We start from the raw sequence: 21620 nt of genomic DNA on the forward strand, positions 1-21620 counted from the left end.
GGGGAGAGGGAAGAAGCTACTCCCCGTTCCATCCGCACTTGCGCAACCGCTCGTGCATATGCTCCGGCGCCGGTGCCACCACGTGCACGGGCTCCTTGTTCCTCGAGATCGGAATCCCGATTTCTCGGGAATGCAGATGCAGGACCGGCTCGCCGAATCTTGGACCGTTGCCATAGATGTTGTCGCCGACGATCGGCCAGCCCGTCGCCGACGTATGCACGCGCAGTTGATGGGTGCGGCCGGTGACCGGCTCCAGCGCCAGCCAACAGAGGCCGTCGCCGCGTCCGCAGACTTTCCAGTTTGTGACGGCTTTTTGACCGTCCGGGTCCGGCTTCTGCCACCAGCCGCGTTCCTCGTTGAGGCGGCCGAGCGGCATGTCGATGGTGCCTTCGTCCTCCGTAGGTCCGCCTTCGACCACCGCCCAATAGGTCTTCGAAATCTTGCCGTGCTTGAACAGCAGGCCGAGCGAAGCGGTGGCCTTGCGGTGGCGTCCCAGCACCAGGCAGCCGGAGGTATCCTTGTCGAGCCGGTGGGCCAGCACCGGCGGCCGCGGCAGGCCGTATCGCAAGCCGTCGAACGAGGCCTCCAGATTGGCGCCGCCCTTGGGGCCGCGATGCACCGGCAGGCCGGCCGGCTTGTTGATGACCAGCATCAGGCCGTCGCGGTGGAGCACGCGGGCCTGGATTTCCGCTTCGGTCAATCCGGGAACATCAAACGATGTCCTCCGGACATCAAGTGATGCCGGGGGGATATCGAAGGGTTTGTTGTGACTTTCGTTCATGGCGCGAAACCGCTAACACAGCGCCGACATGAACGATACCACTCCCGGACCCCCCAAATTGAGCTGGTGGCGGCGGCTTTCGGGCGGCCTGAAGCGGACCTCGAGTTCGCTCGGGACCGCCGTTGCCGACCTCGTCACCAAGCGCAAGCTCGACCGCGCCATGCTCGACGATATCGAGGATGTGCTGCTGCGCGCCGATCTCGGCACCGAGGTCGCAGCCCGCATCGCGACCGCCGTCGGCACCGGCCGCTACGACAAGGCGATCTCGGCGGACGACGTCAAGGCGGTGGTCGCGACCGAAGTTGAAAAAGTGCTGTCGCCGGTGGCAAAGCCGCTGGAGATCGACTCCTCGCACAAGCCGTTCGTCATCCTCGTGGTCGGCGTCAACGGTTCCGGCAAGACCACCACCATCGGCAAGCTGGCGGCGAAACTTTCCGCCGAAGGTCGCAAGCTGATGCTGGCGGCCGGCGACACCTTTCGTGCCGCCGCCATCGAGCAATTGAAGGTTTGGGGCGAGCGCACCAAATCGCCGGTCATTGCGGGTACGCAAGGCTCGGACTCGGCGAGTCTGGCCTTCAACGCGCTGACGGCAGCGAAAGAGCAGAACATCGACGTGCTCTTGGTCGATACCGCCGGCCGGCTGCAGAACAAGGCCGAGCTGATGAACGAACTGGAAAAGGTCGTTCGCGTCATCAAGAAGGTCGATGCCTCGGCGCCACATGCGGTGCTGCTGGTGCTCGACGCCACGGTGGGACAAAATGCGCTGTCGCAGGTCGAGGCATTTCATCGTACCGCTGGGGTCACCGGCCTTGTCATGACCAAGCTCGATGGCACCGCGCGCGGGGGCATTCTGGTGGCGCTGTCGGAGAAATTCAAACTGCCGGTGCACTTCATCGGCGTCGGCGAAAGCGTCGACGATCTCGCGCCGTTCACCGCGCGTGATTTCGCCAACGCGATCGCAGGAATCGAGTCTTAGGTTTCACTTGTCATGCCCCGCGCAGGCGGGGCATCCAGTACGCCGCGCTGCTGATCAGAATCGAGGCGCTCGGAATACTGGATCACCCGCTTCAGTGCGCAATGGCGCACAAGGCGAGTGATGACGACAACACAGGGTATGAAATGGACAAGACCCAGCCGCATCCGCTGTTCAAGCTCGCGACCGAACTCGGTCCGCTGCTCGTGTTCTTTGTCGCCAACGCCAAGGCCAACCTGTTCGTCGCCACCGGCGCCTTCATGGTGGCGATCGTGGCGGCGATGATCGCGTCCTATGTGGTGACGCGGCACATTCCGATCATGGCTGTCGTCACCGGCGTCATCGTCATCGTGTTTGGCACGCTGACCCTGGTGCTGCACGATGAAACCTTCATCAAGGTGAAGCCGACCATCATCTACGGCCTGTTCGCCGCGATCCTCGGCGGCGGGTTGTTGTTCGGTCGTTCCTTCATCGCCATCATGTTCGACCAGATGTTCAACCTGACGCCACATGGCTGGCGCATCCTGACGCTGCGCTGGGCGCTGTTCTTCTTTGGCATGGCGATTTTGAACGAAATCATCTGGCGCAGCCAGACGACGGACTTCTGGGTGAATTTCAAAGTGTTCGGCGTGACGCCGCTGACGATGATTTTTGCGATCGCCCAGATGCCGCTGACCAAGCGCTATCATCTGGAGCCGGCCACGCTCGAAGCGAGCGAGGCGGAGGGCGGGGATATCAGCAAGGGCTGAGGTCGGTGCTTGCGCTCCCTCTCCCGCTTGCGGGGGAGGGCCGGGGTGGGGGTGGTTCCGCACAGTGTGCTCGGGGATAGATTCTCCTACTCACCCCGCGCCGTCATTGCGAGGAGCGAAGCGACGAAGCATTCCATTCTTTCTTTGTGCCGAAAGATGGATTGCTTCGCTTCGCTCGCAATGACGAGAAGATCAGCTCTTCTGCTTGGCGATGATCTTGTCCTTGATCCCGTCATAGGTCTTCCGCGGGACGATGTCCTTGTTCACCAGGTCATCCTTGCCCTTGTAGGGGCGGCCCGCGATGATCTTGGCCGAATAGGCCTTGCCGATGCCGGGGAGCGCATCGAGCTGATCGGCGGTCGCGGTGTTGATATCCAGCAGCTCGGCCTTCGGCGCAGGTGCCATCTTCGACTCGGCGGCGGGCGCCTTCGGAGCCGGAGCCATCATCTTGCCGTCGGATTTGGCGGCGGGCTGCGCGGTCTGGGCCATCGACGGGGTGGCCGTCAGCATGCCCAGGGTGAGCGCGGTTGCGAGAACGGAAGCGAGCGTGAAATGACGCATAGAAGTGTCCCTCCAAGGACGGTTTAAGTAACGCCATTAAACTAGCTTCGGATTCGTGGCGGCGCCATGGCCTCAGAATGAACGGCAGATAAAAGCGCGGAAATATTTGGAGGGCACGTCATTCCGGGGCGATGCGTAGCATCGAACCCGGAATCTCGAGATTCCGGGTTCATCGCTGCGCGATGCCCCGGAATGACGGCGAGCAGTTACGTCCCGGCCCTCAGCGCCTTCTCGATCTCGACCTTCAGCACACTGTCGATATTGTCAGACGTCACCGGCCCGACCATCTTGTAGAGGATGGTGCCTTCGCGGCCGACCACGAACGTTTCGGGCACGCCGTAGACGCCCCATTCGATCGAGCCGCGGCCGTTGGCATCGACGCCGACGATGCCGAACGGATTGCCGTAGCGGCCGAGGAACCGGCGGGCGTTATCAGCGGAGTCCTTGTAGTTGATGCCTATGACCTGCAGCCGCTTGTCCTTGGCCAGTTGCACGAACAGCGGCGCCTCGTCGTGGCAGGGCACGCACCAGGATGCCCAGACGTTGACGATGCTGACCTTGCCCTTCAACGCCGCCGGATCGAGCCCTGGCACCACCGCGCCGTTGACGGCAAGGCCTTCCAGCGCCGGCAGCACGGTCTGCGGCGCCGGACGGCCGATCAGGGCGGACGGAATCTTCGCGGGATCGCCGCCATGCAGCCGCACCAGAAACAGTCCGGCCAGGGCTGCGAAGCCGATCAGCGGCAGCGCCACCACCCAGCGCCGGCCGCGCGGGGGAACGTCCGATTGCGCTGGCTCGCCCATCAGATGTCCGTCGCGTTGCGGCCGGAGCGACGGGTGACGCCGCTGGCCTCGAGTTCGCGCAACCGCGCCTGCTGCCGGCGATAGTCGATCGCGATCCAGACGATCAGGATCAGCACCATGGCCGCTACCAGCGCGTAGGACGTCACGATGAAGGAGGCGTAGGGACCGAGCGTCATCGCGTCACGCCGCCTGCTGGCTGGCTTGCATCATCTGCAAGGCGCGGACGCGGCGGCGCAGGATCTCGTTACGCATCGCCGCCAGATGCAGCGTGACGAACAGCAGGGAAAACCCGACCGCCATCACCAGCAACGGAATCAGGAACGCCTTGTCGAGCGAGGGCCCGCCCATCCGCATCACCGAGGCCGGCTGATGCAGCGTGTTCCACCAGTCGACCGAGAATTTGATGATCGGCAGGTTGAGCGCGCCGACCAGTGTCAGAATCGCCGCCGCGCGCGCGGCGCGCGAGGGATCGTCGACCGCGCGCCACAGCGCAATCAGGCCGAGATACATCAGAAATAAAATCAGCACCGAGGTCAGCCGCGCATCCCATTCCCAATAGGTGCCCCACATCGGCCGGCCCCACAGGGAACCGGTGACCAGCGCCAGGAAGGTAAAGGCGGCGCCGATCGGGGCGGCGGCCTTGGCGGCGACGTCGGCTAGCGGATGCCGCCACACCAGCGTGCCCAGCGCCGCAAGGCTCATCACGCCCCAGACGAACATCGACAGCCACGCGTTCGGTACGTGGATGAACATGATCTTGACGGTGGCGCCCTGTTGGTAGTCGTCGGGCGCCATCGCCGACTGATAGAGGCCGATCAGCAGCAGGATCGCGGTCGCGCCCGCCAGCCACGGCAGCACGCGCGCCGTCAGCGACAGGAATTTCGTGGGGTTGGCGAGGTCGAGCAGCGTCATGGCATCCTGATAGTCGTCGGCGGCGTCACAGGCAATCGCTGGTCCATCGCATTTCCTTGATCAGTCCAACCCGTGCCGCAGGCTAGCCGCCGCGGCAAACGGGCCGATGACGAAACTGACCAGCGACAGCGCGCACAGGATCGAAAATGGCGTTCCGAACGACAGCGGCCCCGTGATCGCGGCCTGCGAGGCCGCGACGCCAAAAATCAGCACCGGGATCGACAGCGGCAGCACCAGCACCGCCAGCAACAACCCGCCGCGGTGCAATGTCACGGCCAGCGCCGCGCCGATCATGCCGGTAAAGGTCAGCGCTGGCGTTCCGACCAGCAGCGTCAGCGCCACCGCCGTGGTCGCGGCCGCATCCAGGTTCAACAGCAGCCCGAGCACGGGAGTTGCGATCACCAGCGGCAGCCCGGCGGCGAGCCAGTGCGCCAGCGCTTTGGCGGCGCAGGCCAGTTCCAGCGGGGTCCGCCCCATCACGATCAGGTCGAGGGAACCGTCGTCATGGTCCGACGTGAACAGGCGATCGAGCGTCAGCAGGCTCGCCAGCAGCGCGCCAAGCCAGAGGATCGCGGGTCCAAGCCGGGTCAGCAGCGCCAGATCCGGCCCGATCGCGAACGGCATCAGCACCGTGACGGTGAGGAAAAACAGCACGCCGATCAGCGCGCCGCCGCCGACGCGCAGCGCGATTTTGATGTCCCGTCGGATCAGCGCGGCGAGGGCAGTCATGCGGCACCTCGACATGCGCGGTGCGCTCCCTCTCCCGCTTGCGGGGGAGGGTTGGGGTGGGGGTGTTTCCGCATCGGGATTCCCTGCGTGGAGAGAGCCCCCACCCGCCGCGCTCTTCGAGCGCGTCGGCCTCCCCCGCAAGCGGGAGAGGCGAAGCGGACCAGCGAAGTCGCCTCTGGCACCATCACGTCGCACCCCCGATCCGCAATTCCTGCGCCTCGATGCCGAGCGGGGCGTGGGTGGCGGCGATGACGATGCCGCCGCGGGCCAGATGGTCGCGCGCTAGTCCAGCGAACAGGTCTTGCCCGGCGGCATCGAGCGCCGAGGTCGGCTCGTCCAGGAGCCAGACCGGCCGCCGCACCACCAGCAGCCGGGCGATCGACAGCCGCCGCCGCTGGCCGGCCGACAAAAACGCTGCCGGCAAATGGGTGGCATGGCCGAGCCCGACCGAGGCGAGGCATGGGCTGAGATCCGCGACCTCGCCGCCGAGAAAATCGCGCCAGAACGACAGGTTTTCGGCGACGCTGAGCGCCGGCTTCAGCGCGTCGCGGTGGCCGAGATAGTGGGATTGTTCTGATAGGGTCAGCTCAGTGTCGCCGCCTTCCAGGTCGAACGATCCGCCCGCCGGCACCAGCAGCCCTGCGATCAGGCGCAGCAGCGAGGTCTTGCCCGATCCGTTCGGGCCGGTGACGGCCAGCGCCTGGCCGGAGGAAGCCTCGAAATCGAGGCCGGAAAACACCTCGCGGCCGCCCCTGATACAACTGACTTGGCGCCCCGAGAGCCGCATCTTGTCCTTCACAGCCCTTTGCACAGCCCTCTGAAAACCCAGCCCTCTGAAAGCCAGCCCTTTGAATCCTATGGGTACCGCATCCAAATTTGTGGGTCGCGCCGTGCCGCCGCGCGATTGTCGGTGTGGCGGCGCTTCTAGAAAGATTCTATAAGTCCGGAACTTGATGCAGCACACAATCGGCCGCCGCAAGCCAATTGGCTGACCAAGCGGCGGTGTTTAAATACCCTTGCCGGGTATAACTGAGAATTGGGATTTCCTCACATGACCTCGCTCGACAGCTTCAAATGCCGCAAGACCCTCAAGGTCGGTGGCAAGACCTACGTTTATTACAGCCTGCCCGCCGCCGAGAAGAACGGTCTGAAGGGAATTTCGAAGCTTCCCTATTCGATGAAGGTGCTGCTGGAGAACCTGCTGCGGTTCGAGGACGATCGCACGGTCAAGAAGGCCGACATCATCGCGGTGTCGAAGTGGATGAAGACGCGCAAGCTGCAGCATGAAATCGCGTTCCGTCCCGCGCGCGTGCTGATGCAGGATTTCACCGGCGTGCCGGCGGTGGTCGACCTCGCCGCGATGCGCAACGCGATGCAGGCGCTCGGCGGTGACGCCGAGAAGATCAATCCGCTGGTGCCGGTCGATCTCGTCATCGACCACTCGGTGATCGTGAACTTCTTCGGTGACAACAAGGCGTTCGGCAAGAACGTGGTCGAGGAATACAAGCAGAACCAGGAGCGCTATGAGTTCCTGAAGTGGGGCCAGAAGGCGTTTTCGAATTTCTCCGTGGTGCCGCCCGGCACCGGCATCTGCCACCAGGTCAATCTCGAATATCTCGCGCAGACGGTGTGGACCCGCAAGGAGAAGCTGACGGTCGGCAAGAAGACCGGCACCTTCGAGGTGGCCTATCCCGACACGCTGGTCGGCACCGACTCGCACACCACCATGGTCAACGGCCTCGCCGTGCTCGGTTGGGGCGTCGGCGGCATCGAGGCGGAAGCCGCGATGCTCGGCCAGCCGCAGTCGATGCTGCTGCCGGAAGTGATTGGCTTCAAGCTCAAGGGCTCGCTGAAGGAAGGCGTGACCGCAACCGACCTGGTGCTGACCGTGACGCAGATGCTGCGCAAGCAGGGCGTGGTCGGCAAGTTCGTCGAGTTCTACGGCCCCGGCCTCGATCATCTCTCGGTCGCCGACAAGGCCACCATCGGCAACATGGCGCCGGAATATGGCGCGACCTGCGGCTTCTTCCCGGTCGATGCCGCGACCATCGATTATCTCAAGACTTCCGGCCGCAAGCCGGAGCGCGTCAAGCTGGTCGTTGCCTATGCCAAGGCGCAGGGCCTGTTCCGCACCGCCAAGTCCGCCGATCCGGTGTTCACGGAAAAGCTGATGCTCGACCTTGGCGACGTGGTGCCGTCGATGGCCGGACCGAAACGGCCCGAAGGCCGCGTCGCGCTGCCCGCGGTCGCCGCAGGCTTCTCCGCGGCGATGAGCACCGAATACAAGAAGGCCGCGGACATCTCGAAGCGCTATGCGGTCGAGGCCCGCAATTTCGATCTCGGCCACGGCGACGTCGTGATCGCGGCGATCACCTCCTGCACCAACACCTCGAACCCGAGCGTGCTGATCGGTGCCGGCCTGCTGGCCCGCAACGCCGCCGCCAAGGGTCTCAAGGCCGCGCCCTGGGTCAAGACCTCGCTGGCTCCGGGCAGCCAGGTGGTCGCGGAGTATCTTTCCAATTCCGGCCTACAGCTCGAACTCGACAAGGTCGGCTTCAACCTGGTCGGCTTCGGCTGCACCACCTGCATCGGCAACTCGGGCCCGCTGCCGGAGGAGATTTCGAAGTCGATCAACGACAACGGCATCATCGGTGCCGCCGTGCTGTCGGGTAACCGCAACTTCGAAGGCCGCGTCAGCCCCGACGTGCAAGCGAATTACCTCGCCTCGCCGCCGCTGGTGGTGGCCTACGCGCTGGCGGGAACGGTGACCAAGGATCTCTCGGTCGAGCCGATCGGCAACGGCAAGGACGGCAAGCCGGTGTACCTGAAGGACATCTGGCCGACGACCAAGGAAATCAACGCCTACATGAAGAAGTACGTCACCGCGACGATCTTCAAGAAGCGCTACGCCGACGTGTTCAAGGGCGACGTCAACTGGCGCAAGATCAAGACGGTCGAGAGCGAGACCTATCGCTGGAACATGAGCTCGACCTACGTGCAGAACCCGCCTTACTTCGAAGGCATGAAGAAGGAGCCCGAGCCGATCATTGACGTCGTCGATGCGCGGATTCTGGCGATGTTCGGCGACAAGATCACCACCGACCACATCTCGCCGGCCGGTTCGATCAAGCTGACTTCGCCGGCCGGAAAATATCTGTCGGAGCACCAGGTACGCCCCGCCGACTTCAACCAGTACGGCACGCGGCGCGGCAATCACCAGATCATGATGCGCGGCACCTTCGCCAACATCCGCATCAAGAACTTCATGCTGAAGGGCGCCGACGGCAACATTCCGGAAGGCGGCCTCACCAAGCACTGGCCCGACGGCGAGCAGATGTCGATCTACGATGCCGCGATGAAGTATCAGCAGGAGCAGGTGCCGCTGGTGGTGTTCGCCGGCGCCGAATACGGCAACGGCTCGTCGCGCGACTGGGCCGCCAAGGGAACCCGGCTGCTCGGCGTTCGCGCCGTGATCTGCCAGAGCTTCGAGCGCATCCATCGCTCGAACCTGGTCGGCATGGGCGTGCTGCCGCTGACCTTCGAGGAAGGAACCTCGTGGTCGTCGCTGGGCCTGAAGGGCGACGAGAAGGTGACGATCCGGGGCTTGCAGGGCGACCTGAAGCCGCGCCAGACCCTGACCGCGGAAATCGTCTCCGGCGACGGCTCGCTGCGGCGCGTGCCGCTGCTGGGCCGCATCGATACCCTCGACGAGCTCGAGTACTACCGCAACGGCGGCATTCTGCAGTATGTGCTGCGCAATCTCGCGGCCTGACGCGGATTTGTGATCAGCGCCTCACTGCGAAGTGAGTAGCGACACCCAAGAAGGCGGCCTATGAAAAGGGCCGCTTTCGGCGTTTTGGGGCACGCTCACAAGGATCAGGACGATGCCCCTTACGAACTCGCCCCGTAAAACTACGGATGGAAATCGCTACGACCGGTTCGCAGTATGACAGCGATGATGGCCTATAACCGTATTTCACGTTGGTCCGGCGCGCTCAGTGCAGGTGCACTCGGCGTCTGCGCGATCGTCGCCGTTATCAGACCCGCCCATGCCGACCCGCGCGCCGTGGTCGAGCTGTTCACCTCGCAGGGATGTTCGTCCTGTCCGCCCGCCGACAAGATCCTCGGCGAGCTCTCCAAGGACCCCTCGGTGATCGCGCTGAGCATGCCGATCGACTATTGGGATTATCTCGGCTGGAAGGACACGCTGGCGGACTCGCGCTTCAGCGCCCGCCAGAAAGCCTACTCGCATATGCGCGGCGATCGCGACGTCTATACGCCGCAGGTGATCGTCAACGGTTCGGCGCATGTGATCGGCAGCGATCGCGACAGCATCGAAGGCGCGATCCAGGATACGACCAAGGCCGATGGCGTGATGTCGGTGCCGGTGACGATGACACTGTCCGGCAAGCTGATCAATGTTTCGGTCGCCGCCAGCAAGGCGCCGACGATCGCGCACGGCGAGGTCTGGATCTGTTCGGTCTCGAAGGCGGTGCCGATTTCGATCGGGCGCGGAGAAAATCGCGGCCGCGAAATCACCTACTACAATGTGGTGCGCAATCTCTTGAAGGTCGGCGACTGGAATGGCAATTCCGGAAGCTGGACCGTGCCGATCGAGAATATCTCGCGTGACGGCGTCGATGCCGCGGTGGTCTATGTTCAGGACGGCAATCGCGAGAAGCCGGGCCCGATGCTCGGCGCGGCCTATACGCCGCTGCGTTAAATTCCAAAGGAAATTTTGGAGCGGATGTCGCGGCTGCCGGCGAGGGCTTGGCGGCTGTCGAAACACGGCCGGCGCAGCAGGGCTCCGGAAAGCAGACCCCAGAAACGAAAAAGGACCAACTTTCGTTGGCCCGAGTTCGGGATTAACTCCCCTGCGAACAGACCCGATCCCGACGGCCCCGGGGGGCTGGGGGCTGAGGAATCCGGAACCGAAAGGACCGGGTCAACGCAGAATTATCTTCTCGCAATCCAGCGGGGCGGTCGGTTGGCGGAAGTAGGGCAGCAATAAGATTCCGCTAACGATCGCGTGACTCGACGTTTCCTGCGGTATCGGGAGAAACCGAGCCGGACAATCCGTCGCGGCTCCCGCGATGTCCGGCTTCCCGGGATATCGACAAAGGCCCTTGCGACGCTCCGCGGTTAGCGCAATCATGTCATGGCGATGACAGGAAGTGCTGTCATCGGGATGACAGGAGGCACCCGATGAGTTCGATATCGGAGGACACCGATCCAAGCGAGAACCGCGCAGCGGCGCGCGCCGCCGTTGCGAGCCCCGGGCAAACAACTCCCTCGCCAAATCGCGTCACGTTCAACCGCCTCGAACTCAACCGCATCCTCAACCTGTACGGCCGCATGGTCGCCGACGGCGAGTGGCGCGACTACGCCATCGACTTCCTGAAAGACCGCGCCGTGTTCTCGGTGTTTCGCCGCGCCTCCGAAGTCCCGATCTATCGCATCGAGAAAGATCCGCGGCTGGCGCGCAAGCAGGGCATGTACAGCGTGATCACGGCGACCGGGCTGATCCTGCGCCGCGGCCACGAACTCGAGCGCGTGCTGCTGGTGATCGACCGCAAGCTGGCGGTGGTTTAATCGTAGGGTGGGTCAGGCGAAGCCGTAACCCACCGCGGTATTAACAGCGCCGCACGAAGTTGGTGGGTTACGCTTCGCTAACCCACCCTACGCATTTGCGAAGCTCACGCTTTCCCATCCGGCAGCGTGCCCGCACCTTCGCCCAGCGCGCGCTGCATCATCACGGTGTCGAGCCAACGGCCGAATTTGAGGCCGACACTGGGATGGGTCCCGATCATCTGGAAACCGGTCTTGGTGTGGACGCCGATCGAACCGGCATTGGCGGAGTCGCCGATCACGGCGATCATCTGCCGATAGCCGCGCGCCTCGCATTCGACGATCAGCCGCTGCATGAGTTGCAGGCCGATGCCGCGGCGGTGGGTCGAAGGCTGCAGGTAGACCGAATTCTCCACCGTGAAGCGATAGGCCGGCCGTGGCCGGTACGGCCCGGCATAGGCGTAGCCGATGACGCGGCCTTCGACGGCGGCGACCAGGTACGGAAACCCGCCGTCGATCAAGGCCCGGAAGCGCCGGGTCATCTCGGCAAGGTCGGGCGGGATCAGCTCGAAGGTCGCGGTGCCGTAGCGCACCGCGTGTTCGTAGATTTCGGTGACAAAGGGGAGGTCGGCCTCGGTCGCGGGCCTGATTTCTGCTGCGGACATGGGGGAAGATTAGAATCTTTTCCGTGAAAGGGAAGCCGCTCCGCACTTCTTCCCTTCTCCCACAAGGGGAGAGGGGAAGAGAAAACAAAAAGCCCCGGCGCGAAGGCCGGGGCTTTAAATCGTCGGGCTAGGCTGAAGCGCTAGTCGCGCTGGCCGAGCAGCTGCAGCAGCAGCGTGAACAGGTTGATGAAGTTCAGGTAGAGCGACAGCGCGCCGGTGATCGCCGCCCGCTCCGCAATGTCACCGCCCTGCGAGGCATAGCCGTAGATGTAGTCGTTCTTCAGCCGCTGGGTATCCCAGGCGGTGAGGCCCGCGAACACCAGCACGCCGACCACGGAGACGATGAACTGCAGCATCGAGCTCGCCAGGAAGATGTTGACCAGGCTCGCGATGATGATGCCGAACAGGCCCATGATCAGGAACGAGCCCATGCCAGTCATGTCACGCTTGGTGGTGTAACCGTAGAGGCTCAGCGCGCCGAACGATGCCGCGGTGATGAAGAACACCCGCACGATCGAGGTGTGGGTGTACACCAGGAAGATCGACGACAGCGAAATGCCCATCAGTGCGGCAAACACCCAGAACAGCATCTGGGCGGTCGCCGGCCGCAGCCGGTTGATGCCGGCGGAGATCGCGAACACCATCGCCAGCGGCGCGAAGATGAACAGCCACTTCAGCGGGCTGACATACATCGCGTAGCCGAACGGCGTCAGGAAGGCGTTGCCGAATTTGGCAGCACCCGCCGACGGATCCGTCGTCACCGCCGCCATATAGACGCCGAGCGCCGCCAGGCCGGTGATGGCCAGGCCGATGCTCATGTAGTTGTAGATGCGCAGCATGTAGGCGCGCAGACCGGCATCGACGGTCGCGGCATCAGCGCGCCCGGCGGCCCGGCCGAAAGGAGAAGCGTAGTTACGGTCTAGGTCCGACATGGTCGAATTCCCGTTGGTTGCCCGGCGGAGCGCAAGGGGTTTTGCGACGCCGGTTAGAAATCTATCTCAGATCACCGCGATTTGCCGACATTAATTTTACGTCATCAAACCGGGTCTGTTCCCATCCGATATGTGGGAAACTAACACATTCGCTGCAAGCTTCCACGCGCGGCTGAATGTCGCTCCGATCAGCGATTCCCGAGCAAAAGCAGGGTTAACCCTGCCTTGCGGCCGCTACAATTTGTCACAAATTCCGCAACACGCTGGCCGGCTTCTGGTTCAGGGCCAGCAACGTCCCCGCGAGTCCGAGGCCGACGGTGACGATCAGGGCGGCGGCGACCACGCCGGCCGCGCTGCCGGCCTGCCAAATGAAGCTCAACGTCATGATCCGGGTCACGATCAGCCAGGCCGCGACCGAGCCCGCGATCACGCCGAACACGGCGGTGGCAAACCCGATCATCAGATATTCCAGCGCATAGGCGCCGAGCAGCCGCACCCTTGTGGCGCCCAGCGTCTTCAGGATCACGGCGTCGTAGACCCGGTGCCTGTGGCCGGCGGCCAGCGCGCCGCCCAGCACCAGGATGGCCGAGATCAGCGTCACCGCGCTGGCGCCGCGGATCGCGAGCACGAGGTTGGTGACGACGGTGCCGATGGTCTCCAGCGCCTCGCGCACCCGCACGCTCGTCACCATCGGGAAGGCGTCCGCGACCTGCCTGATGATCCTGGCGTCGCCGGCGGCGTCCGGATGGGCTTCGGTTAGCGTAGCGACATGGGTCAGCGGCGCGCCCTTGAAGGCGTTCGGCGAGAACACCAGCACGAAATTGAAGCCCAGCCCCTGCCAGTCGATGTTGCGCAGGTTGGCGATTTTCGCCGGGATGTCGCGGCCGAGCACATTGACCACGACCTCGTCGCCGATCTTGAGCTTCAGGCCGTCGGCGATCTTCTTCTCCATCGAGACCAGCGGCGGGCCGCTATAGTCGGCGCCCCACCATTCGCCCTCGACGATCTTCGAGCCTTTGGGAATCTCGCCGGTATAGGTCAGGCCGCGGTCGCTCTGCAGCACCCATTCGGAATCCTGGGAGGCGCCGAGTTCTTCGGCCTTGACGCCGCGGGCGGCGACGATACGCCCGCGCAGCATCGGCACGTCCTCCACGGTCGAGTCGGGTGCGGTCTGCTTGAGGAAGGCTGAGAAACGGTCGGCCTCCGTGGTCGGAATGTCGATGAAGAAGAACGACGGCGCGCGATCCGGCAAGGCGGCCAGAAACTGCCGCCGCAGATTGCCGTCGATCTGGGTGATCGTGACCAGTACCGCGAGGCCAAGGCCGAGCGACATCACCACCGACGGCGTCAGTGCGCCCGGCCGGTAGATGTTGGCAATCGCCAGCCGCAGCATGGTGATGCGGGACCGCGGCAGGCGGCGCGCCAGCGCCATCAGGCCGGCGGCAACGCCGCGCAGCACCACGAAGACGACGATCGAGGAAACCACGAACACCGCGGCGACGCGCTTGTCATAGGCAAGGCCGATGGCAACGCCGATCAGCAGCGCGATCACGGCGGCCATCAGCGCGAGATAGCTCCAGCGCGGGCGATGCCATTCGCGGGCGACCTCTTCGCGGAACAATGCCGCGACCGGCACGTCATGGACCCGGCCGAGCGGCCATAGCCCGAAGGCGAGCGCGGTGAGCAGCCCGTAGATGAACGACAATGCGAGTTCGTCCGGGTGCAGCGCCGGGATCACCGGCAGCGGCAGCACCTTGCCGAACACGCCGACGATGACGAACGGCAGCGCGGCGCCGGCCGCGAGCCCGATGATCGAGCCGATCCCGGCCAGCACGACCACCTGGGTCAGATAGATCGAAAAAACGTCGCGGCCGGTGGCGCCGAGCGCCTTGAACGCGGCGATGACGTCGCGGCGGCGGTCGATGTGGCTCTTGACCGCATTGGCGACGCCGACGCCGCCGACCAGCAGCGCGGCAAGGCCGACCAGCGTGAGGAATTGCGTGAAGCGGCTGATGGTGCGCTCGAGCTGCGGCGAGGCGTTGCCGCGGCTGCGAATTTCCCAGCCGGCTTGCGGGTGCGTGGCGCGCGCATCGTCGACCAGCCGGGTCGCGGCGCGATCGTCGGTCGCATTATCAGGCAACCTGACGCGGTAAATCCATCGCACCAGGCTGCCCGGCTGCAGCAGGCCAGTTGTGCGCAGACTGGCCTCGCTGACCAGAAAGCGCGGGCCGAGCCCGACATTGCCGGCGAGCTTGTCCGGCTCGGCCTCGACCACGCTACGAATCTGATAGGTGGCGTTGCCGATGGTGACGCGGTCGCCGAGCTTGAGGTCGAGCCGCGCCAGCAATGTGGAGTCCGCCGCCGCACCGAACGCACCGTCGCGCTCGGCGAGCAGATCCGCCACCGGTATTTTCGGCGCGAGCGACAATTCACCGAGCATCGGATAGCTGCTGTCGACCGCCTTGAGTTCGACCAGTGCGAACTTGCCGTCGCCAGAGCGCGCCATCGCGCGCAGGGCGGCCGCGACCGACACCTGGCCGCGCGTGCGCAGGAAGGCAACCTCTTCCGGTTTGGCCTCGCGCTGAATCAGCGAAAATGCGGCATCGCCGCCGAGCAGCGTGCGGCCTTCGCGCGTCAGACCTTCGCTGAGGCTGGCCGCGACAGAGCCGACGCCGGCAATCGCCATCACGCCGAGCGCGATGCAGGCGATGAAGACGTAAAAGCCGCGCAGGCCGCTGCGCAATTCACGCAGCGCGTAGCGCAACGCCAGCGACGCTCCACGGCTGCGGTAAACGGGTTCAGCAATGACGTTCATGAATGGGTGTCGATCTTTCCGGAGCGCAGCCGCACCACGCGATCGCAGCGCTGCGCCAACGAAGTGTCGTGCGTCACCAGCACCAAGGTCATGCCGCGCTCGGCATGTTTGGTGAACAGGAGATCGACGATCTGCTTGCCGGTGGCTTCGTCGAGATTGCCGGTCGGTTCGTCTGCGACGAGAATGGCGGGGTCGGGCGCCAGCGCGCGGGCCAGTGCCACGCGCTGCTGTTCGCCGCCGGACAGTTGCGTCGGATAATGGTGCAGGCGCTGGCCGAGCCCGACCGAGGTCAACTCCTGCGCCGCGCGCTCGGCGGCATCGGGGTTGCCGGCGAGCTCCAGCGGCACCGCGACGTTCTCCAGCGCGGTCATGGTCGGGATCAGGTGGAACGACTGGAACACGATGCCGACCTGGCGGCCACGGAAGCGCGCCAGCGCGTCCTCGTCGAGGGCATTGAACGGCGTTCCGTTCACCACCACTTCTCCGCTGTCAGGACGTTCCAACCCCGCCATCACCATCAGCAAGGTCGATTTGCCCGAGCCTGACGGTCCGATCAGGCCGATCGCCTCGCCCGATGCTACACGAAGGCTGATATCTTTCAGAATATGTACGCGCGCGGCGCCGGAGCCGAGCGAGAGATTGACGTTGGAAATGGAAATGGTGTCCGGCTGGAGGCCGATCAGTGAAGAGGGTTCGATGAGACTGTCCATGGCTCGGTCATATGGCACTTCCGCCGCTCGGGTCGAGGGGCGCTTACGAATCTTCGCGCACATACGCGTGTTGATTATGGCTTTGATGACGGCAGGGATCATGGCAGGCCCGGTTTTGGCCCAAACCCCGGGCGCGGCAGCCGCCAAGCCGGCCGCAGGCCCCACCACGCCGGCCGCAGGCCCCACCGAGCCGGCCGCAGGCCCCATCAAGTCCCTCAAAATGGTCGTGCTGGGCGATTCCCTGAGTGCCGGCCTTGGCCTGTCGGGTCCGGCGGCGTTCCCGGCGCGGCTGCAAAAAGCCTTGGGCGACAAAGGGATAAAGGTCGACATGATCAATGCCGGGGTGTCCGGCGACACCGCTTCGGGGGGCCGTGACCGGCTCGACTGGTCGATCCCCGAGGGAACCGAGATGGTCGTTCTCGAACTCGGCGCCAACGACGCCCTGCGCGGCACCGACCCCGCCGTCACCCGCGCCGCCTTGACCGATATCCTGACCCGGCTGAAGGCGCGCAAGATTGTGGTGCTGTTGTGCGGCATGGTGGCGCCGCCGAATTATGGCAGCGAGTACGCGGCCAAATTCAACGCGATCTATCCGGAGCTTTCGAAATCCTTCGACGTCCCGCTCTATCCGTTTTTTCTCGAAGGGGTTGCGGCCGACGCCAAGCTCAATCAGGCCGACGGCCTGCATCCGACCGCGGAGGGGGTCGATGTCATCGTGAAAAATATACTGCCCGTGGTGGAGGCCGTTCTCGGCACGATCTCCGGGCAACGCAGTTGAAAAACCGGAAGGCGATAACCTTAACCCCAGTAACCTTATCCAAGTTTTTTTCCGTAGCTTTCCGGACAGCGCGTGCCGCATGCTTCGCAGAGTCACATAAGTCGGGTAGAAATTAGGTATCGGTGATTCGTCACCGGGTTTGTTGTCAGGCGAGAGCCTCGCGGCTCAAGCCTCTGCATCGAGGATCTTGCGATGCCGCGTTTGTTCGCTGGACTGGAAATTCCGGCCGAGATCGGCCAGCAACTTTCCAATTTGCGTGGCGGCCTTCCCGGCGCACGCTGGATCGATCCCGAAAATTATCACGTCACCCTGCGCTTCATCGGCGATATCGACGGCATGTCGGCGAATGAAATCGCCTCGCTGCTGTTTCGAATCAACCGCAAGCCGTTCGAAGTGAAAGTGCAGGGCCTGCAGAGTTTCGGCGGCAAGAAACCGCGCGCGGTGGTCGCCGCCGTCGAGCCGAGCCGGCCGCTGATCGAGCTGCAGGCCGAGCTCGAGCGGCTGATGCAGCGCCTCGGGCTCGATCCCGAAGGCCGCAAGTTCGTCCCCCATGTGACGCTGGCGCGGTTGCACGATGCTTCGAGCCAGGACGTCGCCGATTATCTTTCGGTGCGCGGCTATTTCCCGAGCCGCACCTTCATGGCCGATCGCTTCGTGCTGTTCTCCTCCCGCGCCTCCACCGGCGGCGGGCCCTATGTGGTCGAGGATTCCTACGCGCTGAGTGCGTGAGATTAGGTGCGCGCGACAACCGACACTGTCATCATCCGCGAAGGCGGATGATCCAGTATACCAGAGACGTCTGAGATAGAGCCGAGAAGCCGCGGCGTACTGGATACCCCGCCTTCGCGGGGTATGACGACTTTGGGCGTGTTCACGCATACCCCCACCACCAATTCACGGCTTGCAATTTTCGCACGCTTGGGGCCGTAAGATGCTCCCATGCTGTCCACCTCGCCCAATTCGTTCCGCTCACAATATCAGGCGCTGGTCTCCTCCGGCGCGATCGAGGCCGATCCGGCGCAGGCCGACGCCGTCGAGGCGCTGGCTGCCCTCGACGAGCGGCTGTCGAGCTACAAGCCCGCGCGCAAGCAGAGCCTGCTCGGACGGCTGTTCGGCGACAAGGACGAGCCGCCGCCGCGCGGGCTCTACATTCATGGCGAGGTCGGCCGCGGCAAGACCATGCTGATGGACATGTTCTTTCAGTACAGTCCGGTCGAACACAAGCGCCGCGCCCATTTCCACGAATTCATGGCCGAGGTGCATGAGCGCATCTACGGCTATCGCCAGAACATCGCGCGCGGCGAAATCGCCGACGGCGACGTGATCGCGCTGACCGCGAACGCGATCTTCGACCAGGCCTGGCTGTTGTGTTTCGACGAATTTCACGTCACCGACATTGCCGACGCGATGATCCTGGGGCGGCTGTTCTCAAAGCTGTTCGAACTCGGCACCGTCGTGGTGGCGACCTCGAACGTGGCGCCCGACGATCTCTACAAAGGCGGCCTGAACCGCGCGCTGTTTCTGCCGTTCATCGCGCAGATCTCCGACCACATGGACGTGTTGCGGCTCGACGCGCGCACGGATTTCCGGCTGGAAAAACTTGCCGGCGTCAACATGTGGCTGGTGCCGGCAGATCAATCCGCCGCCGCCGCGCTCGACAAGGCCTGGGGCAAGATGACCGGCAATGCACCGTGCAAGGCGCGCGACATCGCGATCAAGGGCCGGGTGCTGCGCGTGCCCTGTTCGGCGCACGGCGTCGCGCGGTTTGGTTTTGCCGATATCTGCGAAAAGCCGCTGGCCGCCTCCGACTACCTGCGGCTGGCGCACGACTATCACACCATTCTGATCGATCGCATTCCTGTGATGGACCACGGCGAGCGCAACGCCGCCAAGCGCTTCATCTCGCTGATCGACACGCTGTATGACAATGCGGTGAAGCTGATGGCCTCGGCCGCGGCCGATCCGGTGTCGCTGTACCTGGCGACCGAAGGCACTGAGGCCAACGAGTTCAAGCGGACCTCGTCGCGGCTGATCGAAATGAGTTCGGAATCCTATCTGGCGCTCCCGCACGGAAGGAAGGATTCCGCCGCGAGTGGGTCCACCACGGGGCTGGTGGAGACGTAAATCGCTTCCGCCGTCATTCCGGGGCGAAGCGCCAGCATCGAACCCGGAATCTCGAACTTCCGGGGTCGCACTTCGTACGCCCCGGAATGACAGGCCTGACCGAAATCAAGGCAAGATCGGCAGGAGACCGACAATTGGGCATACCCCGACTTGAACGTATCAATCGAAAGGGATAACCAGCCGTCCAGCCTGACTTTCCCTCTCCCTCTTCGTCTCAGAAGGACAAATTTCCCATGGCGCGCGACAAGATTGCTTTGATTGGCTCCGGTCAGATCGGCGGAACGCTGGCTCACCTCGTCGGCCTGAAGGAGCTCGGCGACGTCGTGATGTTCGACATCGCCGAGGGCGTTCCGCAGGGTAAAGCGCTCGATATCGCGCAGTCGTCCCCGGTCGACGGTTTCGATTCCCACCTGACCGGCGCCAATTCCTACGAGGCGCTGGACAACGCCAAGGTCTGCATCGTCACCGCCGGCGTGCCGCGCAAGCCCGGCATGAGCCGCGACGATCTCTTGAGCATCAACCTCAAGGTCATGGAGCAGGTCGGCGCCGGCATCAAGAAATACGCCCCCGACGCCTTCGTCATCTGCATCACCAACCCGCTGGATGCGATGGTCTGGGCGCTGCAGAAGGCCTCCGGCATGCCGCACAAGAAGGTGGTCGGCATGGCCGGCGTGCTCGATTCCGCGCGCTTCCGCTATTTCCTGGCCGATGAATTCAACGTCTCGGTCGAAGACGTCACCGCCTTCGTGCTCGGCGGCCACGGCGACACCATGGTGCCGTTGGTAAAATATTCCACCGTCGCAGGCATCCCGCTGCCCGACCTGGTCAAGATGGGCTGGACCTCGCAGGCCCGCATCGACGAGATCGTCGACCGCACCCGCAACGGCGGCGCCGAGATCGTGAATCTCTTGAAGACCGGTTCGGCGTTCTACGCGCCGGCCGCCTCCGCGATCGCGATGGCCGAGAGCTACCTGAAGGACAAGAAGCGCGTGTTGCCCTGCGCCGCCTATCTCAACGGCGAGTACGGCGTGAAGGACATGTATGTCGGCGTGCCCGTCGTGATCGGTTCCAAGGGTGTCGAGCGCATCGTCGAGATCGAACTGGCCGGCAAGGACCGCGAAGCTTTCGACAAGTCGGTCGGCTCGGTTCAGGGCCTGGTCGACGCCTGCAAGAAGATCGCGCCGGATCTGCTAGGCCGTTGATCCCGTTCGGCTATTAGCTAGCCGGTTGGAATATTTGCACTCCATCTGGTATATGGTATACCACATGGAAATCCGGTGTGAACATCAATCGCACCGCGTCAGGGTTTGGGGAGCGTCGCGATGAATATCCATGAATACCAGGCCAAGGCTCTGCTGCATGAATTCGGCGTGCCGATTTCCCGCGGCGAAGCCGTCCTGAAAGCCTCGGATTCCGACGCTGCTGCCAAGAAGCTTCCCGGCCCGATCTGGGTGGTAAAGAGCCAGATCCACGCCGGCGGCCGCGGCAAGGGCAAGTTCAAGGAAGCCTCTGCCGGCGACAAGGGCGGTGTGCGCATCGCCAAGTCGGTCGCCGAGGTCAACGAATTCGCCAAGCAGATGCTCGGCGCCACGCTGGTCACGATCCAGACCGGCGAACACGGCAAGCAGGTCAACCGCCTCTACATCGAAGACGGCTCCGACATCGACAAGGAGTTCTATCTCTCGATCCTGGTCGACCGCGAAACCTCGGAAGTCGCGTTCGTGGTCTCGACCGAAGGCGGCGTCAACATCGAGGACGTCGCGCACAACAACCCGGAAAAGATCGTGACCTTCTCGGTCGATCCGGCGACCGGCATCATGGGCCATCACGGACGCACCGTGGCCAAGGCGCTCAACCTCTCCGGCGATCTCGCCAAGCAGGCTGAGAAGCTGGTGGTGCAGCTCTACAACGCCTTCACCGCCAAGGACATGGCGATGCTGGAAATCAATCCGCTGGTCGTCACCAAACAGGGCCTGTTGCGCGTGCTCGACGCCAAGGTGTCGTTCGACGACAACGCGATGTATCGCCATCCCGAAGTCGCCGCCTTGCGCGACGAGACCGAAGAGGACGCCAAGGAAATCGAGGCGTCGAAATACGATCTCAATTACGTCACGCTCGACGGCACCATCGGCTGCATGGTCAACGGCGCTGGCCTCGCGATGGCGACGATGGACATCATCAAGCTTTACGGCATGGAGCCGGCGAACTTCCTCGACGTCGGTGGCGGCGCCAGCAAGGAAAAGGTCGCCGCGGCCTTCAAGATCATCACCGCCGATCCCAACGTGAAGGGCATCCTGGTCAACATCTTCGGCGGCATCATGAAATGCGACATCATTGCCGAGGGCGTGGTGGCCGCGGTCAAGGAAGTCGGCCTGAAAGTGCCGCTGGTGGTGCGGCTCGAAGGCACCAACGTCGACGCCGGCAAGAAGATCATCCGCGAATCCGGTCTCAACGTCGTGCCCGCCGACAATCTCGACGATGCCGCGCAGAAAATCGTGAAAGCCGTTAAGGGAGGCTAGC

General features: G+C 63.9%; 21 protein-coding genes. 10 read left to right on the top strand and 11 right to left on the bottom strand.

Annotated features, from left to right (window positions below):
* Positions 1-16 precede the first annotated feature (16 nt).
* The gene (locus BLS26_RS18510) at positions 17-652 is read right to left on the bottom strand and encodes an RluA family pseudouridine synthase (protein WP_244542007.1); all 636 of its coding nucleotides are present in this window, start codon (positions 650-652) and stop codon (positions 17-19) included.
* A gap of 157 nt (positions 653-809) precedes the next feature.
* Here BLS26_RS18510 and ftsY point away from each other — a divergent pair, with 157 nt between their 5' ends.
* Together ftsY and BLS26_RS18520 are read left to right on the top strand one after the other, a co-directional pair.
* Positions 810-1757, top strand: coding sequence for a signal recognition particle-docking protein FtsY (gene ftsY / locus BLS26_RS18515; RefSeq protein WP_092513461.1), 948 nt, complete (start codon positions 810-812; stop codon positions 1755-1757).
* Positions 1758-1900: 143 nt separating this feature from the next.
* Positions 1901-2503, top strand: a complete 603-nt coding sequence (locus BLS26_RS18520; RefSeq protein ID WP_092513463.1) for a septation protein A — start codon at positions 1901-1903, stop codon at positions 2501-2503.
* Positions 2504-2695: 192 nt separating this feature from the next.
* Here the strand turns inward: BLS26_RS18520 and BLS26_RS18525 are convergent, their stop codons facing one another.
* The 6 genes from BLS26_RS18525 to ccmA form a co-directional block, all read right to left on the bottom strand.
* Positions 2696-3064, bottom strand: a complete 369-nt coding sequence (locus BLS26_RS18525; RefSeq protein ID WP_092513465.1) for a helix-hairpin-helix domain-containing protein — start codon at positions 3062-3064, stop codon at positions 2696-2698.
* A gap of 206 nt (positions 3065-3270) precedes the next feature.
* The gene (locus tag BLS26_RS18530) at positions 3271-3867 is read right to left on the bottom strand and encodes a DsbE family thiol:disulfide interchange protein (RefSeq protein ID WP_092513467.1); all 597 of its coding nucleotides are present in this window, start codon (positions 3865-3867) and stop codon (positions 3271-3273) included.
* Positions 3867-4043 carry a heme exporter protein CcmD gene (ccmD, locus tag BLS26_RS18535; RefSeq protein WP_092513469.1) on the bottom strand — a complete coding sequence of 59 codons (177 nt, stop codon included), beginning with the start codon at positions 4041-4043 and terminating at the stop codon, positions 3867-3869. The genes BLS26_RS18530 and ccmD overlap by 1 nt, the downstream gene beginning before the upstream one ends.
* A 4-nt stretch (positions 4044-4047) precedes the next feature.
* Positions 4048-4779: a heme ABC transporter permease gene (locus BLS26_RS18540; protein ID WP_092513471.1), complete on the bottom strand. Its 732-nt coding sequence runs from the start codon at positions 4777-4779 to the stop codon at positions 4048-4050.
* 60 nt (positions 4780-4839) lie between these two features.
* Positions 4840-5508 carry a heme exporter protein CcmB gene (gene ccmB, locus BLS26_RS18545; RefSeq protein WP_092513473.1) on the bottom strand — a complete coding sequence of 223 codons (669 nt, stop codon included), beginning with the start codon at positions 5506-5508 and terminating at the stop codon, positions 4840-4842.
* Positions 5509-5692: 184 nt separating this feature from the next.
* Positions 5693-6295 (bottom strand): heme ABC exporter ATP-binding protein CcmA, encoded by a 603-nt coding sequence (gene ccmA / locus BLS26_RS18550; RefSeq protein WP_092518240.1) that lies wholly within the window; start codon positions 6293-6295, stop codon positions 5693-5695.
* A gap of 264 nt (positions 6296-6559) precedes the next feature.
* Between ccmA and acnA the strand changes: the two genes are divergently transcribed.
* The 3 genes from acnA (at position 6560) to BLS26_RS18565 (ending at position 11100) form a co-directional block, all read left to right on the top strand.
* Positions 6560-9280, top strand: coding sequence for an aconitate hydratase AcnA (gene acnA / locus BLS26_RS18555; RefSeq protein ID WP_092513475.1), 2721 nt, complete (start codon positions 6560-6562; stop codon positions 9278-9280).
* Between the two features lie 174 nt (positions 9281-9454).
* Positions 9455-10231, top strand: coding sequence for a thioredoxin family protein (locus tag BLS26_RS18560; RefSeq protein ID WP_092513477.1), 777 nt, complete (start codon positions 9455-9457; stop codon positions 10229-10231).
* 482 nt (positions 10232-10713) lie between these two features.
* The gene (locus tag BLS26_RS18565; RefSeq protein ID WP_092513479.1) at positions 10714-11100 is read left to right on the top strand and encodes a DUF2794 domain-containing protein; all 387 of its coding nucleotides are present in this window, start codon (positions 10714-10716) and stop codon (positions 11098-11100) included.
* A 104-nt stretch (positions 11101-11204) separates the two neighbouring features.
* Here BLS26_RS18565 and BLS26_RS18570 read toward each other — a convergent pair whose 3' ends face one another.
* The 4 genes from BLS26_RS18570 to BLS26_RS18585 form a co-directional block, all read right to left on the bottom strand.
* Positions 11205-11741, bottom strand: a complete 537-nt coding sequence (locus BLS26_RS18570; RefSeq protein WP_092513481.1) for a GNAT family N-acetyltransferase — start codon at positions 11739-11741, stop codon at positions 11205-11207.
* A gap of 140 nt (positions 11742-11881) precedes the next feature.
* Positions 11882-12673, bottom strand: coding sequence for a Bax inhibitor-1/YccA family protein (locus BLS26_RS18575; protein ID WP_092513483.1), 792 nt, complete (start codon positions 12671-12673; stop codon positions 11882-11884).
* 244 nt (positions 12674-12917) lie between these two features.
* Positions 12918-15488: an ABC transporter permease gene (locus BLS26_RS18580; RefSeq protein ID WP_092513485.1), complete on the bottom strand. Its 2571-nt coding sequence runs from the start codon at positions 15486-15488 to the stop codon at positions 12918-12920.
* Entirely contained in the window at positions 15485-16198 is a 714-nt protein-coding gene (locus tag BLS26_RS18585; RefSeq protein ID WP_092513487.1) for an ABC transporter ATP-binding protein, read from the bottom strand. Before BLS26_RS18585 ends, BLS26_RS18580 begins: the two co-directional genes overlap by 4 nt.
* On the opposite strand from BLS26_RS18585, the gene BLS26_RS18590 reads away from it, so the two are divergent.
* From BLS26_RS18590 to sucC, 5 genes are all read left to right on the top strand, one after another.
* Positions 16197-16976, top strand: a complete 780-nt coding sequence (locus tag BLS26_RS18590) for an arylesterase (protein ID WP_371360981.1) — start codon at positions 16197-16199, stop codon at positions 16974-16976. The genes BLS26_RS18585 and BLS26_RS18590 overlap by 2 nt on opposite strands.
* A gap of 192 nt (positions 16977-17168) precedes the next feature.
* A complete protein-coding gene (thpR, locus tag BLS26_RS18595) occupies positions 17169-17705 on the top strand; it encodes an RNA 2',3'-cyclic phosphodiesterase (protein WP_092513489.1) in 537 nt (178 codons plus the stop codon).
* A 210-nt stretch (positions 17706-17915) separates the two neighbouring features.
* Entirely contained in the window at positions 17916-19100 is a 1185-nt protein-coding gene (zapE, locus tag BLS26_RS18600) for a cell division protein ZapE (protein ID WP_092513491.1), read from the top strand.
* A 233-nt stretch (positions 19101-19333) separates the two neighbouring features.
* Entirely contained in the window at positions 19334-20302 is a 969-nt protein-coding gene (gene mdh, locus BLS26_RS18605; RefSeq protein WP_092513493.1) for a malate dehydrogenase, read from the top strand.
* Between the two features lie 120 nt (positions 20303-20422).
* The gene (gene sucC, locus BLS26_RS18610; protein WP_092513495.1) at positions 20423-21619 is read left to right on the top strand and encodes an ADP-forming succinate--CoA ligase subunit beta; all 1197 of its coding nucleotides are present in this window, start codon (positions 20423-20425) and stop codon (positions 21617-21619) included.
* Position 21620: the final 1 nt, after the last annotated feature.

Source organism: Afipia sp. GAS231 (assembly GCF_900103365.1).
Classification (GTDB): Bacteria; Pseudomonadota; Alphaproteobacteria; order Rhizobiales; family Xanthobacteraceae; genus Bradyrhizobium.